The following is a 12,965-nucleotide window of genomic DNA, read 5'->3' on the forward strand; positions in this document are numbered from 1 at the left end:
AGTCACGACGACTTGCCACCCGTTCCGGCAAGCTCGATACTGGCGGCAATGAGGCAAGCCCGAGACACAACGGGCTCTGGTAAATGAGGGGAGTTTTCGATGGAGCGCATCTGGCTCAAGCAATATCCGCCCGGCGTGCCTGCTGATATCGAGCCGACGCAATACTCATCGCTGGTCGACCTGTTGGAGGAGAGCTTTTCGAAGTTCGCCGACCGCAAGGCGTTCATCTGCATGGACAAGTCGATCAGCTATCGCGACCTCGATCAGATGTCGGTCGCGCTGGCCGCATATCTGCAAGGCCGTGGGCTCCAGCGCGGTGCTCGCGTCGCCCTCATGATGCCGAACGTGCTGCAATATCCGGTCGCGACCGCCGCGGTGCTGCGCGCCGGTTTCGCCGTGGTCAACGTCAACCCGCTCTACACACCGCGCGAGCTCGAGCACCAGCTCAAGGATTCCGGCGCCGAAGCCATTATCGTGCTGGAGAATTTTGCCCATACCGTCGAGCAGGTGATCGCGAAGACGCAAGTGAAGCACGTCATCGTCGCCAGCATGGGCGACCTGCTCGGCTTCAAGGGCGTGATCGTCAATCTCGTCGTCCGCCGCGTCAAGAAGATGGTGCCGGCCTGGTCGCTGCCGGGCGCGGTGTCGTTCAACGATGCGTTATCGGCTGGCCGCGGCGCGACCTTCAACAAACCGAAACTGTCGCCCGGCGACGTCGCCTTCCTGCAATATACGGGCGGCACCACCGGCGTCTCCAAGGGCGCCACCCTGCTCCACCGCAACATCGTCGCCAACGTGTTGCAGAACGACGCCTGGCTTCAGCCGGCGATAGTCGCACCCCCGCATGTCGATCAGCTCATGATCGTTTGCGCGCTGCCACTCTACCACATCTTCGCGCTGACGGCCTGCTACCTGCTCGCGGTGCGCGCCGGCGGCTGTAATCTGCTGATCCCCAATCCGCGCGACATCGCAGGCTTCGTCAAGGAGCTGGCAAAATACCAGGTCAACAGCTTCCCGGCTGTGAACACGCTCTACAACGGATTGATGCACCATCCCGATTTCAAGAAGCTCGACTTTTCCAAGCTGAAGATTTCCAACGGCGGCGGCATGGCGGTGCAGCGCCCCGTGGCCGAGCAGTGGAAGGAGGTGACCGGCTGCTTCATCGCCGAAGGCTACGGCCTGTCGGAGACATCGCCGACGCTGACCTGCAATCCCGCGACCACGACCGAGTTCTCGGGATCGATCGGCATTCCCGTGCCCTCGACCTGGATTTCGATCCGCGACGACGACGGCAACGAGCTGCCGCTCGGCCAGCCCGGCGAGATCTGCGCCAAGGGCCCGCAGGTGATGTCGGGCTACTGGAACAGGCCGGACGAGACCGCGAAGGTGATGACCGCCGACGGCTATTTCCGCACCGGCGACATCGGCGTGATGGACGAGACCGGCTACACCAAGATCGTCGACCGCAAGAAGGACATGATCCTGGTCTCCGGCTTCAACGTCTATCCCAACGAGATCGAGGAAGTGATCGCGAGCCATCCGGGCGTGCTCGAATGCGCCGTGATCGGCATTCCCGATTCCAAGTCGGGCGAGGCGGTGAAAGCGTTCCTGGTCAAGAAGGATCCGAACCTCACGGCCGAAGCCGTGATCAAGTTCTGCCAGGAGCAGCTCACCGGCTACAAGGTGCCCAAGCAGATCGAATTCCGAACCGACCTGCCGAAGACCAATGTCGGCAAGATCCTGCGCCGGCAATTGCGCGACGAGAAGAAGGCGGAGGCGGCGTAGCCGCTCCCTGGATTCATGACTGAGGTAGGCGACATCACGCCGGCCGGCATTCTCGCGTTCTGGCGGGAGGCCGGTCGCGAGCGCTGGTACAAGCACAGCGACGCTTTCGACGCGGAGGTCAGGCGTCGCTTTCTTCTGCTATGGAAGAGGGCGATCGCCGGCGAGCTGGCCTCCTGGGAAGACAGCGACGAGGGCGCGCTGGCGCTCGTCATTGCGCTCGACCAGTTTCCCCGCAACATGTTCCGCGGCACGCCGGAAGCCTTTGCCAGCGACGCGCTGGCGCGCAACGTCGCCCGCCGCGCAATCGAGAGGGGCACAGATCGCAGGATCGATCCCATCCTGCTCGAATTCCTCTATTTGCCCTTCATGCATTCCGAGCACCTATCCGACCAGTTGCATTGCGTCGCGCTGTTTCAGAACACCGACAACGCCGAGAACCTGAAATACGCGCGGGAGCACGCCGACATCATCCAGCGGTTCGGCCGCTTCCCCCACCGCAACCGGCTCCTGGGACGCGAGACCACCGAGGACGAACAGGCCTTCCTCGACGGCGGCGGTTTTGCCGGCTGATGACATAACGGTGAAGGACCGCGCCCCTCGCCGCCTCCCAACCTGCAACATTGTGCAGCGCCGCCGCACGGTCTAAAAAGCGGGACCGATTTTCAGGGAGACTTCACGATGACCATCCAGACTGGCGACAAGCTGCCCGAGGCGAAATTCCGCGTGATGACGGCGGAAGGTCCGCAGGTGAAGACCACCGACGATATCTTCAAGGGCAAGAAAGTGGCGCTGTTCGCAGTGCCCGGCGCCTATACCGGCACCTGCCACAAGATGCATCTGCCGAGCATCTTCCTCAACGCCTACGCCATGAAGGACAAGGGCGTCGAGACCATCGCCATCGTCTCCGTCAACGACGCCTTCGTCATGAACGCCTGGAAGCGCGACACCGACCAGCGCGACGAGGCCATCTTCCTCGCCGACGGCAATGCCGACTTCGCCAAGGCGATCGGCATGGAGCTCGACGCCTCCGGCAACGGTCTCGGCATCCGCTCCAAGCGCTATTCGATGCTGGTCGAGGACGGCGTGGTCAAGAAGCTGAACCTCGAGGCGATGCCCGGCAAGGTCGAGGTGTCCGGCGGCGATACGCTGCTCGGGCAGCTGTAAGGCGGCCAGCGCTTTTAGCCTTAACCACAACTGTCATCGCCCGCGAAAGCGGGCGATCCAGTACGCCGAGACCTCTCGGCTGAATGATAAGCGTCTCTGGAATACTGGATCGCCCGGTCAAGGCCGGGCGATGACAGTTGAGAATGAGGCGACGACGCCTCGCGCTACTCCGCCACCCGCTGCTGCAACCGCGCCTTCACGATCCCGTCGCGCGCGAGCTGATCGGCGCGTTCGTTCTCGGGATGCCCGGCGTGGCCCTTGACCCAGTGCCAGCGCACGTCATGCGCCTTCAGCGCGGCATCGAGGCGCTGCCATAGCTCGACATTCTTCACCGGCTTCTTGTCAGCGGTGCGCCAACCATTGCGCTTCCAGCCATGGATCCAGCCGGTGATGCCCTGACGGACATATTGGCTGTCGGTGTAGAGATCGACGGTGCACGGTTTCTTCAGTGCTTCCAACGCGGAGATCGCCGCCATCAACTCCATCTGGTTGTTGGTGGTGTGACGCTCGCCGCCGTTCAGCTCCTTTTCCTTGTCGCCGAACTTGAGGATCGCGCCCCAGCCGCCGGGCCCGGGATTTCCCGAGCAGGCGCCGTCGGTATAGATCGTGACAACTGGAATCTCGCTCACGCGACCAGTCCTGACGGCATCAGCCCATAGTCGCGCACGGTGGAAACACTCTGGTGGAAGCGCAGCTTGCGGACATATTCGAGCGGATCCTTTGGCCGAACCAGTGCGCCGGGCGGAACGTTGAGCCAGTCGACCAGCCGCGTCAGCAGGAAGCGGATCGCGGCGCCGCGCGCGAGCAGCGGCAGTGCTGCCTCTTCCGCCTCGGAGAGCTTTCGCACGCGGCCATAGGCATTGAGGAAGGCGCGCGCCTTGGTGACGTTGAAGGAATGATCCGGCTCGAAACACCAGGCGTTGAGGCAGATCGCGACGTCATAGGCCAGCATATCGTTGCAGGCGAAGGTGAAGTCGATGATCCCCGAGAGCTGGTCGCCAATGAAGAAGACGTTGTCGTTGAAGAGGTCGGCGTGGATCACGCCTTCGGGCAAAGGCTTCGGCCAGACCCCGCTCTCGAGGTAGTCGAGCTCAGCGGCGAGGAACGCGCGCAAGCCGGGCTGCACCTCGTCGGTCCGGCGTGACGCCGCATCGAACAGCGGCCGCCAGCCCGAGACCGAGAGCGCATTCGGACGCTTGATCGCGAAATTGGCGCCGGCAAGATGCATCTTGGCCAGCGCCCCGCCGACGCCCGCGCAATGGGTCGCGCTCGGCTTGCGCGGCCAGACGCCTTCGAGAAAGGTGATGATCGCGGCCGGCCGGCCCGACAGCTCGCGCAGCGCCTCGCCGTCTCTGCCCTTCACCGGCAGCGGGCAGTTGATGCCGTGCTCGGCGAGATGCGTCATCAGCGCGAGAAAGAACGGCAAATCGTTCTTCGCTACGCGCTTCTCATAGAGCGTGAGGATGAACGAGCCCTGGGTCGTATGCAGCAGGAAGTTTGAATTTTCGACGCCCTCGGCGATGCCCTTGTAGGAGAGCAATTCGCCGAGATCGTATTGGTTCAGGAAGTCCGCAAGCTCGTCGGCGGCAACGTCGGTGTAGACCGCCATGAAGATCTACTCGGCGGCGGCTTCGGGGCGCACCTGACGCGGCAGCGGGAAGAACTCGTTCTCTTCCGCGGCCGAGACCGTCTCCACATGCAGCGTGAAGCGCTCGGCGAACGCGTCCATGATCTCCTCGACGATCACTTCCGGTGCCGAGGCGCCCGCGGTGATGCCGAGGCTGGTGATGTTCTCGAAGCGCTTCCAGTCGAGGTCGGCGGCGCGCTGCGCCAGCACCGCGATCGGGCAGCCCTCGCGTTCCGCGACTTCGCGCAGGCGCTGCGAGTTCGACGAGTTCGGCGCACCGACCACGATCAGGGCATCGACCACCGGCGCCACCTTCTTCACCGCGAGCTGGCGGTTGGTGGTGGCGTAGCAGATGTCTTCCTTGTGCGGCCCGTTGATGTTCGGGAAGCGCTCCTTCAGGAGTGCGACGATCTCCGCGGTGTCGTCGATCGACAGCGTGGTCTGAGTCACGAAGGCGAGGTTGTTCGGATCCTTCGGCGCAATGGTCTTGGCGTCCTCGGCGGTCTCGATCAGGGTGACGGCGCCGACGGGGAGCTGGCCGAGCGTACCGACCACCTCAGGGTGATGGGAATGGCCGATCAGGAAGATTTCGCCGGCCGCGCTTGAAATGGATCGCGGCCTCGCGGTGCACCTTGGTCACCAGCGGGCAGGTCGCATCCAGCGAAAACAGATTGCGCGACGTGGCGTCGGCCGGAACCGATTTCGGTACGCCATGGGCCGAGAACACCACCGGCGCGGTGGTGTTTTCCGGGATCTCGGCAAGCTCCTCGACGAAGATCGCGCCCTTCTTCTTCAACCCGTCGACGACGTATTTATTGTGCACAATCTCGTGGCGAACATAGACGGGGGCGCCGTATTTATCGAGCGCCCGTTCCACGGTGTCGATCGCCCGGACCACCCCGGCACAGAAGCCACGGGGAGAACAAAGCACGATCTTAAGGTCTGGTTTGGCTGACATTGAGCGATCTCGGGACCGAATCACCTCGCCAAATGGGCGGGAAGCGGTCGATGGATGAATAGGGCTTGGGAACGAGCTTACAGCGACTTCAGAGGGAATTGGGCCCCCTTTCGGGCGCTGTCAAGGCACTATCTATAGCAGAACCATTGCGTGACTACCCCCTCCGGGCTTATATAGCCCGAATTCCCAGTCATCGCTGATGACCACCGGTTTCGCCTCCAAAAGGGGTGGGCGAAGCACAAAGGAGATTTGCCATGAGCAACGCACCGCTGATGCCCAAGGCGACCGCCGTTTGGCTGCTCGACAACACCGCGCTGACCTTCGACCAGGTCGCCGATTTCACCAAAATGCACCCCCTTGAGGTGCGCGCGATCGCCGACGGCGACGCGGCGCAGGGCATCAAGGGCATGGATCCCCTCTCCAACGGCCAGCTGACCCGCGAGGAGATCGAGAAGGGCGAGAGAAGCCCGGACTACCGGCTCCGCCTCCAGGAGAGCAAGGTGGTGCTGCCACCGCAGCCCAAGCGCAAGGGTCCGCGATACACCCCGGTCTCGCGCCGCCACGAGCGCCCGAGCGCCATTCTCTGGCTGCTGCGCAACCATGCCGAACTCAAGGACGCCCAGATCATGCGCCTGGTTGGCACCACCAAGAGCACGATCGCCAGCGTCCGCGACCGCACCCACTGGAATACCTCGTCGCTGACCCCCATCGACCCCGTGACCCTCGGTCTCTGCTCGCAGATCGAACTCGATTTCGAGGTCGCGCGCGCCGCCAAGGAAAAGCCGATCGACGCAGCCTATGGCGGCGCAACCCTGCTGCCGGCCTCCGAGACCACCAAGAAGGACGAGTTCGAGCCGGCGGAGAAATCCAGCGACGACCTCAACGTCGACGCCGTGTTCGCCAAGCTCAAGACGCTTGGCGGCAAGAAGCAGGAGGAAGATGAGGAGTAATCCTTCGTCTTCAGTCGTCATCGAATGCAAACGCGGCGGGAAAACCCGCCGCGTTTTTTATGTGACGCAAGGACGGAACAGGTGGAAGCAGCCTCTACGGCCGGTCCGGATGGTTCAGCATGTATTCGCCGAGGTCGCGCTGGCGACGGTCGGCCCGGGTGGTCGCGGCGCTGCGCTGGACGTCGCGGTCCTTGCGGCAGGCCACGTATTCGGGCGAGCCCAGCGCATTGCCACGGCTCTGGCAGACCGCGTCGTCATCGTCGCCGCCCATCGCCACCGGCGTCTGGTAGCGCGCGGAGCAGGCGGAGAGGGCGATGGCGAGCAGGACAGCTGCAAGCAGGCGCGGCGTGGCGGCGAGTGGCATCCGAGATCCTTATTGGCCGGCCTTGTTTAGCGCGGAATGAGGAGATTGTAAGTCGTTTGCACCGTCATTCCGGAGCGGTCCGCAGGACCGAACCCGTAATGACGACGGAGCTCATACCCTCCCCTTCAGCGCCTCCCCGATCTCGTCGAGCACCTTGGGGTCCTCGATCGTCGCTGGCATCGTCCAGGTCTCGCCATCAGCGATCTTCTTGATGGTGCCGCGCAAAATCTTGCCCGAGCGCGTCTTGGGCAAGCGGCCGACAATGATGGCGAGCTTGAACGCGGCGACGGGACCGAGCTTGTCGCGCACCAGCGCGACGATCTCTTTCTCGATCTCGGCGGGAGCCCGCTTCACGCCAGCCTTGAGCACCAGGAAGCCGCAGGGTACCTCGCCCTTGATCGCATCCTTGACGCCAAGCACGGCGCATTCGGCGACATCGGCATGCGAAGCCAAAATCTCCTCCATGCCGCCGGTCGAGAGCCGATGTCCGGCGACGTTGATGATGTCGTCGGTGCGGCCCATGACGAAGACATAGCCGTCCTGGTCCTTGTAGCCGGCATCCGATGTTTTGTAGTAGCCGGGAAATTCGGTGAGATAGGCTTCCTTGAATCGTTCGTCCTGATTCCACAGCGTCGGCAGGCAGGCCGGCGGCATCGGCAGCTTGATGACGATCGATCCCATGGTGTTGGGGCCGACCGGCTTTGCGGCCTCGTCGACCACGTCGACCTGATAGCCCGGCATCGGGACCGTCGGCGAGCCGTGCTTCACCGGCAGCATGCCGAGCCCCACCGGATTGCCGGCGATGCACCAGCCCGTCTCCGTCTGCCACCAATGGTCGATGACAGGCACTTTCAACTGCTGCTCCGCCCATTCCACCGTCGGCGGATCGGCGCGCTCGCCGGCGAGGAACAGCGTGCGGAATGTCGAAAGGTCGTATTGCCGGATGAATTTTCCTTCCGGATCATCTTTCCGGATCGCGCGGAACGCGGTCGGCGCGGTGAAAAAGGCGACCGCCTTGTGCTCGCTGATCACGCGCCAGAATGCCCCCGCATCGGGCGTGCCGACCGGCTTGCCCTCGTACATGATCGAGGTCGCGCCGTGCAGCAGCGGGCCGTAGACGATGTAGCTGTGGCCGACCACCCAGCCGATGTCGGAGCCGCACCACCAGACCTCGCCCGGCTTGACGCCATAGAGGTTGAACATGGACCATTTTAGCGCGACGAGATGGCCGCCATTGTCGCGCACGACGCCCTTGGGAATGCCGGTCGTGCCTGACGTATAAAGGATGTAGAGCGGATCGGTGGCGGCGACAGGCACGCACGGCGCCTTCTTGCCGTCGTTCATCGCCTTGCGGCGCAGGCCCGCCCAGTCATAGTCGCGGCCGGGCGTGAGGTCGCAGATGAGCTGCGGACGTTGCAGCACGATGCAGGCCTTCGGCTTTGCGCCCGCAAGCCTGATCGCCTCGTCGAGCAGCGGCTTGTACTGCACGATGCGACCGGGCTCGATGCCGCAACTCGCCGACAGGATCAGCTTTGGCTGCGCATCGTCGATGCGTGTGGCGAGCTCTTTCGCGGCAAAGCCGCCGAACACCACGGAGTGCACCGCGCCGATGCGCGCGCAGGCGAGCATCGCGACCACGGCCTCCGGCACCATCGGCATATAAAGGATGACGCGATCGCCCTTGGCGACACCAAAATCCTGCATGATGGCGGCGAGCGCCTGCACCTCGGCCAGCAGCTCGGCGTAGGTGAATTTGGTGACGCTGCCCGCCAGCGGCGAATCATGGATCAGCGCGACCTGGTCGGCGCGGCCCCGTTCGACATGGCGGTCGAGCGCGTTGTAGCAGGTGTTGACGACGCCGCCGCTGAACCAGCGGCCGTAGACGCCCTGCGAAGCATCGAAGATCGCCTTCGGCGGCTCGATCCAGTCGATCTCCTTCGCCGCGTCGGCCCAAAAGCCCTCAGGGTCGGCCAGCGAGCGCGCATAGACGTCGTGATAGCTGCTTTTCCCCTGGACATTCATGCTTGCGCTCCCGTTCCCTTTATTCGCCTGGCCTTGACCTTTGGCGGGACAAACGTCCCGCCATGACGGGGATCAAGTACCGGGCTTGTTTGGGGGGTATTTTCCCGGGAACGGGCCGTGGTTCAAGCTGAAAGAACGGTGCTCAGCTATCCATCGCATTCAGCCGCTGTAACCGCTCCTGCATGACCTTTCTCAGGTCATAGCCCGGCCGGCGGAAGCTCGTATTGCGGGTGGCGAGGAAATCGCGCTGGGTGCGGCGGAGGTCGCCGGCCGAGCGGGAGCCGGCCGACTTCAATACGCGTTCGTAGGTCTCGGCAATCTGGCGGTCGAGCACGCCCAACTGTGGATCGGCGCAGATCATCTTCTCGACCTCGCGCTTCGCCGTGGCACAATCGAACGACGGGCCATTGCCGGAATTCGCCGCGAGCGGCCGCAGCGACTCGACGCCGAATTTCGCGATTTCCGCGATCATGGTTCGGCGGCCGCTGGCGGCATTGTCGTTGCGGGGATCGAGCCGTAGCGCGGTCTCGTAATCGGCCAGCGCCTTCTTGCGCTCGCCCATCTTCTTGTAGAGCACGGCGCGGTTGTTGTAGGTCTGCGCGAAATTCGGGTCGAGTTTCAGCGCGGCCTCGTAATCGCTGAGCGCAGCACCAAGCTCGCCCTTGAGATGGTAAGAGTCGCCGCGGTTGGTGAAGAAATTCGGCCGCGGTGCCAGCCGCAGCGCCTGATCGTAATCGGCAATCGCCTTGTCGTACTCGCCCATCGCGGCCAGCGACAGGCCGCGATTGTCATAATATTCGGGCACCTTCGGATCGAGCCTGATTGCCTCGCCGTCGTCGGCAACCGCCTTGTCGAGCTGGCCGAGCTTCTTGTAGGCGGCGCCACGATTGGTGTAGCTGCGCGGCCGGTTCGGATCGAGCCGCAGCGCCTGGCTGAGATCGCGAATCGCCTTGTCGTTGTCGCCGCCGAGATAGTAGGTCACGCCGCGGTCGGACCAGGTCTGCGCATTGTCAGGCTTCAGCTTGATCGCCTGATCGTAATCGGTAAGCGCGCGGTCGAGCCGGCGCTGGTTGGTGTAGACCACGCCGCGCAGCTCGTAAGACTCCGCATCCTGCGGATCGAGCTCGATGGCCTTGCTGAGATCCGCCGCGGCGCGGTTGAGATCGCCGCCGGCCTCGAGCAGGAGATCGCCGCGCAGGCGCCAGGCTTTTGCATTTCGGCCCTCGAGCGCGATGGCGCGGTCGATATCCCTCAGCGCCTGCGTGACGCCGCCCGAGGTCCGCGCATTGGCGTCGGCGCGCACCAGCAATGCCGCGGCGCGATCGGAGGATGGATTTGAGGCCTGGTCGATGATGGCGCTGCATGCCGGGATCAGCTCGGCCGGAGCGGCCTTGCTCCCCATCACGCAATCGACGCCGGCCAAGGCAGGAGCGACGAGGACGACGCTCATTGCCGCGCTGAGCAGGAAGGAGCGAAGCGAGATTTTTGCAAACGAGAATATTTGCGCGGAAAGATGCGTGCCGCACATGGCATAGGGCTCCGAGACATCAGGCTTTCACCATTGTCGCGGCGGCCAAAGAATCGGTTCAAATCGGGCGTGTCAGGGGCGCACCGACCCCTCCCTCCCTCGCCCCGCTCTTGAGGCGGCAGACGAGGAGCCTCAATAGCCATCCACCCCGTTCAGCCGCAGCAGCCGCTCCTGCATCGCCTTCTTCAGATCGTAGCCGGGCCGGCCATATCCGGCATTGCGGCGGGCGATGAAATCGTCCTGCTCGCGCTGAAGCGCCTTCGCTTCGCCCGCGTTGCGGGCCTCGCGGAGCACACGGGCATTGGAGGCAAAAACCTCGCGGTCGAGATCGGCGAGCTCGCGGTTGGCGCAGATCGACTTCTCGACGGGACGGCGCGCACCCTTGCAACTGAAGCTGGGCTTGCCTGCGACCGCCATCTGCGCGCCGATCCGCTCGATCTCGCGCGCCATCGCCTTGTGATTGACCTTGGCCTTCTCGTGGTTCGGATCGATCTTCAAGGCCGCGCCGAAATCCTGCACCGCCTTGGGCTTGTCGCCCTTCCTCAGCCAGAGCTCGCCTCGCGCGTTGAAGATATCGGCGAGGCCGGAATCGAGCAGAAGAGCGCGGCTGTCGTCGGCGATCGCGCGGTCGATCTGGTCATGCCGGGCAAACAGCGCGCCGCGCGCGATCAGCGCCTTGATCAGATCGCCTTTTGCCGCCTTCTCGTTGTCGATCACGGCGGCGCAGGCCGTGGCGGCCTTGTCGATGTCGTCGGCCGCTGCAGCAGCAAGGCACGGCGCGACGTCGACCTGCGGGACCGCGGCCGGTTCGCCGCCGGTCGCGGCATGAGCCGCGGCGAACGAGAGCGCAAAGAGCAACCCGGCGCCGGACCATTGAATGAGAAAACGCATGCTCGTCACAATCGGAAAGGCCTGAGTTAAGGTCCGGGTTAAGGTCTTGCCTCGGGGCCGCACTATCCACCATACGGCCGGATTGGTGCTAGCTTGTGGCGCCGCTCAATCGGGTTCGGGGATCAACGTGTCGACATTCGAATGGATCATCGTGCTTCTGCTCGGCGCCGTTGCATTATCGGCGCTGGCGCGGCGGATCAAGGTCCCCTACCCGACCTTTCTCGCGATCGGTGGCGCGCTGATCGCCTTTGTGCCGTCGAGCCCGTCCTGGACGCTGGAGCCCGACCTGGCATTGGCTCTTTTTGTCGCACCGGTCCTGCTCGATGCCGCCTTCGACACCTCGCTGCGCGATCTGCGCAACAATTGGGTTCCGGTCTCCACCCTGGTCGTCGCCGCCGTCGGCCTGACCACGGCCGGCGTGGCCTACGTCGCGCACCGGCTGATGCCGGACATCCCCTGGGCCGCCGCGGTTGCGCTCGGCGCCATCGTGGCCCCGCCGGATGCAGCCGCCGCGGTCGCAATCCTGAGCCAGGTGAAGTTGCCCTATCGGATGGTCAAGGTTCTGGAAGGCGAGAGCCTGCTCAACGACGCGACCGCGCTCTTGATCTATCGCATCGCGGTCGGCGCCGTCGCCACGGAGCATCTGGCATGGAGCCAGGTCGCGCCGACCATGGCGCTGGCGCTGGTCGGCAGCGTCATCGCGGGATTGGTCGCAGGCCGCATCATCCCGCTGTTCATGGAACGGGTAAAGGAAGCGCCGAGCGCGATCATCGTGCAGTTCGCCACCACCTTCATGGTCTGGATTGCCGCCGAGCATCTCGGCCTCTCCGGCATCCTCACCATCGTGGTCTACGGCATCACCATCGCGCGCACGGCGGGGGGCACGCATGCCGGCGCGGCTGCGGGTGCCGTCCTATGCGGTGTGGGAGACCATGGTGTTCGTGCTCAACGTGCTCGCCTTCATGCTGATCGGCATGCAGATGCGGCCGATCTGGACGCGGCTCAATGCGGACGTGCGCTGGGAGTATTGCGTGGCCGCGGCCTGGATCCTGCTCACGGTGGTGCTGGTGCGGGTCGCTTGGATCACATTCTACCGCACGACGCTGCGCGCACTGATCGCGCACGGGGTCTATCACCCGAAGGATCCGAAGCAGGTCGCCTCGCCCAAGGGCGGCCTCATCGTCTCCTGGTGCGGCATGCGCGGTCTCGTCACGCTCGCGACCGCCTTTGCCCTGCCGGAAAACTTTCCCTATCGCGACTTCATCGTCTTTTCGGCGTTTGCGGTCGTGCTCGGCACGCTGGTCGTGCAGGGCCTGACGCTGCGGCCGCTGATCCTGGCGTTCGACCTCAAGGACGACGATCCCGTCGGCATCGAGGTCGCGCGCGCCCGCGCCGTCGCCTATCGCGCGGCGCTCGACGCGATCGAGGACGATCCGTCGGAGGAGGCTGAAATCCTGCGGCTCGAATATCGCGCCATCCTGATGCAGACGGACGACGATCCGAACGGCGGTGTCGCCAACGGCGAATTGCCCGCCGATCCCCTGCGCCGCCGGGGTATCGCGGCCGCGCGAAAGTCGATCTTCGACCTCCGCGCCACCGAAGTAATCGGCGACGATGCATTTCATCGGATCGAGGAAGAGCTCGATCGCGCAGAATTGAGCGCGGGGGGTTAAATC

10 protein-coding genes and 2 pseudogenes are annotated in these 12,965 nt (G+C 64.2%); 5 read left to right on the forward strand and 7 right to left on the reverse strand.

Annotated elements, in window-relative coordinates; genetic code table 11:
• The first annotated feature begins 99 nt into the window (after nucleotides 1-99).
• From ACVWYI_RS36495 to ACVWYI_RS36505, 3 genes are all read left to right on the forward strand, one after another.
• Entirely contained in the window at nucleotides 100-1,785 is a 1,686-nt protein-coding gene (locus ACVWYI_RS36495) for a long-chain fatty acid--CoA ligase (protein ID WP_247351218.1), read from the forward strand.
• A gap of 15 nt (nucleotides 1,786-1,800) precedes the next feature.
• A complete protein-coding gene (locus tag ACVWYI_RS36500; RefSeq protein WP_456664409.1) occupies nucleotides 1,801-2,355 on the forward strand; it encodes a DUF924 family protein in 555 nt (184 codons plus the stop codon).
• Between the two features lie 108 nt (nucleotides 2,356-2,463).
• Nucleotides 2,464-2,949 (forward strand): peroxiredoxin, encoded by a 486-nt coding sequence (locus ACVWYI_RS36505; protein WP_247351225.1) that lies wholly within the window; start codon nucleotides 2,464-2,466, stop codon nucleotides 2,947-2,949.
• Between the two features lie 164 nt (nucleotides 2,950-3,113).
• Here the strand turns inward: ACVWYI_RS36505 and rnhA are convergent, their stop codons facing one another.
• From rnhA to ispH, 3 genes and pseudogenes are all read right to left on the reverse strand, one after another.
• A complete protein-coding gene (gene rnhA / locus ACVWYI_RS36510; protein WP_247351227.1) occupies nucleotides 3,114-3,578 on the reverse strand; it encodes a ribonuclease HI in 465 nt (154 codons plus the stop codon).
• Complete coding sequence (locus tag ACVWYI_RS36515; RefSeq protein ID WP_247351228.1) at nucleotides 3,575-4,558, reverse strand: homoserine kinase; 984 nt, start codon at nucleotides 4,556-4,558, stop codon at nucleotides 3,575-3,577. The genes rnhA and ACVWYI_RS36515 overlap by 4 nt, the downstream gene beginning before the upstream one ends.
• 6 nt (nucleotides 4,559-4,564) lie before the next feature.
• A pseudogene (gene ispH / locus ACVWYI_RS36520) lies at nucleotides 4,565-5,534 on the reverse strand (4-hydroxy-3-methylbut-2-enyl diphosphate reductase).
• Nucleotides 5,535-5,788: 254 nt separating this feature from the next.
• On the opposite strand from ispH, the gene ACVWYI_RS36525 reads away from it, so the two are divergent.
• Nucleotides 5,789-6,484 (forward strand): DUF1013 domain-containing protein, encoded by a 696-nt coding sequence (locus tag ACVWYI_RS36525; RefSeq protein ID WP_247351232.1) that lies wholly within the window; start codon nucleotides 5,789-5,791, stop codon nucleotides 6,482-6,484.
• Between the two features lie 94 nt (nucleotides 6,485-6,578).
• Here ACVWYI_RS36525 and ACVWYI_RS36530 read toward each other — a convergent pair whose 3' ends face one another.
• The 4 genes from ACVWYI_RS36530 to ACVWYI_RS36545 form a co-directional block, all read right to left on the reverse strand.
• Nucleotides 6,579-6,848 carry a hypothetical protein gene (locus ACVWYI_RS36530; RefSeq protein ID WP_247351234.1) on the reverse strand — a complete coding sequence of 90 codons (270 nt, stop codon included), beginning with the start codon at nucleotides 6,846-6,848 and terminating at the stop codon, nucleotides 6,579-6,581.
• A gap of 111 nt (nucleotides 6,849-6,959) precedes the next feature.
• The gene (locus tag ACVWYI_RS36535) at nucleotides 6,960-8,870 is read right to left on the reverse strand and encodes a propionyl-CoA synthetase (protein WP_247351237.1); all 1,911 of its coding nucleotides are present in this window, start codon (nucleotides 8,868-8,870) and stop codon (nucleotides 6,960-6,962) included.
• 142 nt (nucleotides 8,871-9,012) lie between these two features.
• Nucleotides 9,013-10,398, reverse strand: coding sequence for a tetratricopeptide repeat protein (locus ACVWYI_RS36540; RefSeq protein WP_456664410.1), 1,386 nt, complete (start codon nucleotides 10,396-10,398; stop codon nucleotides 9,013-9,015).
• A gap of 132 nt (nucleotides 10,399-10,530) precedes the next feature.
• Complete coding sequence (locus ACVWYI_RS36545; protein ID WP_247351242.1) at nucleotides 10,531-11,289, reverse strand: tetratricopeptide repeat protein; 759 nt, start codon at nucleotides 11,287-11,289, stop codon at nucleotides 10,531-10,533.
• Nucleotides 11,290-11,416: 127 nt separating this feature from the next.
• Between ACVWYI_RS36545 and ACVWYI_RS36550 the strand changes: the two are divergent.
• Nucleotides 11,417-12,962, forward strand: a pseudogene (locus ACVWYI_RS36550) (cation:proton antiporter).
• Nucleotides 12,963-12,965 lie beyond the last annotated feature (3 nt).

The sequence above is a fragment of the Bradyrhizobium sp. LB13.1 genome (genome assembly GCF_054056815.1).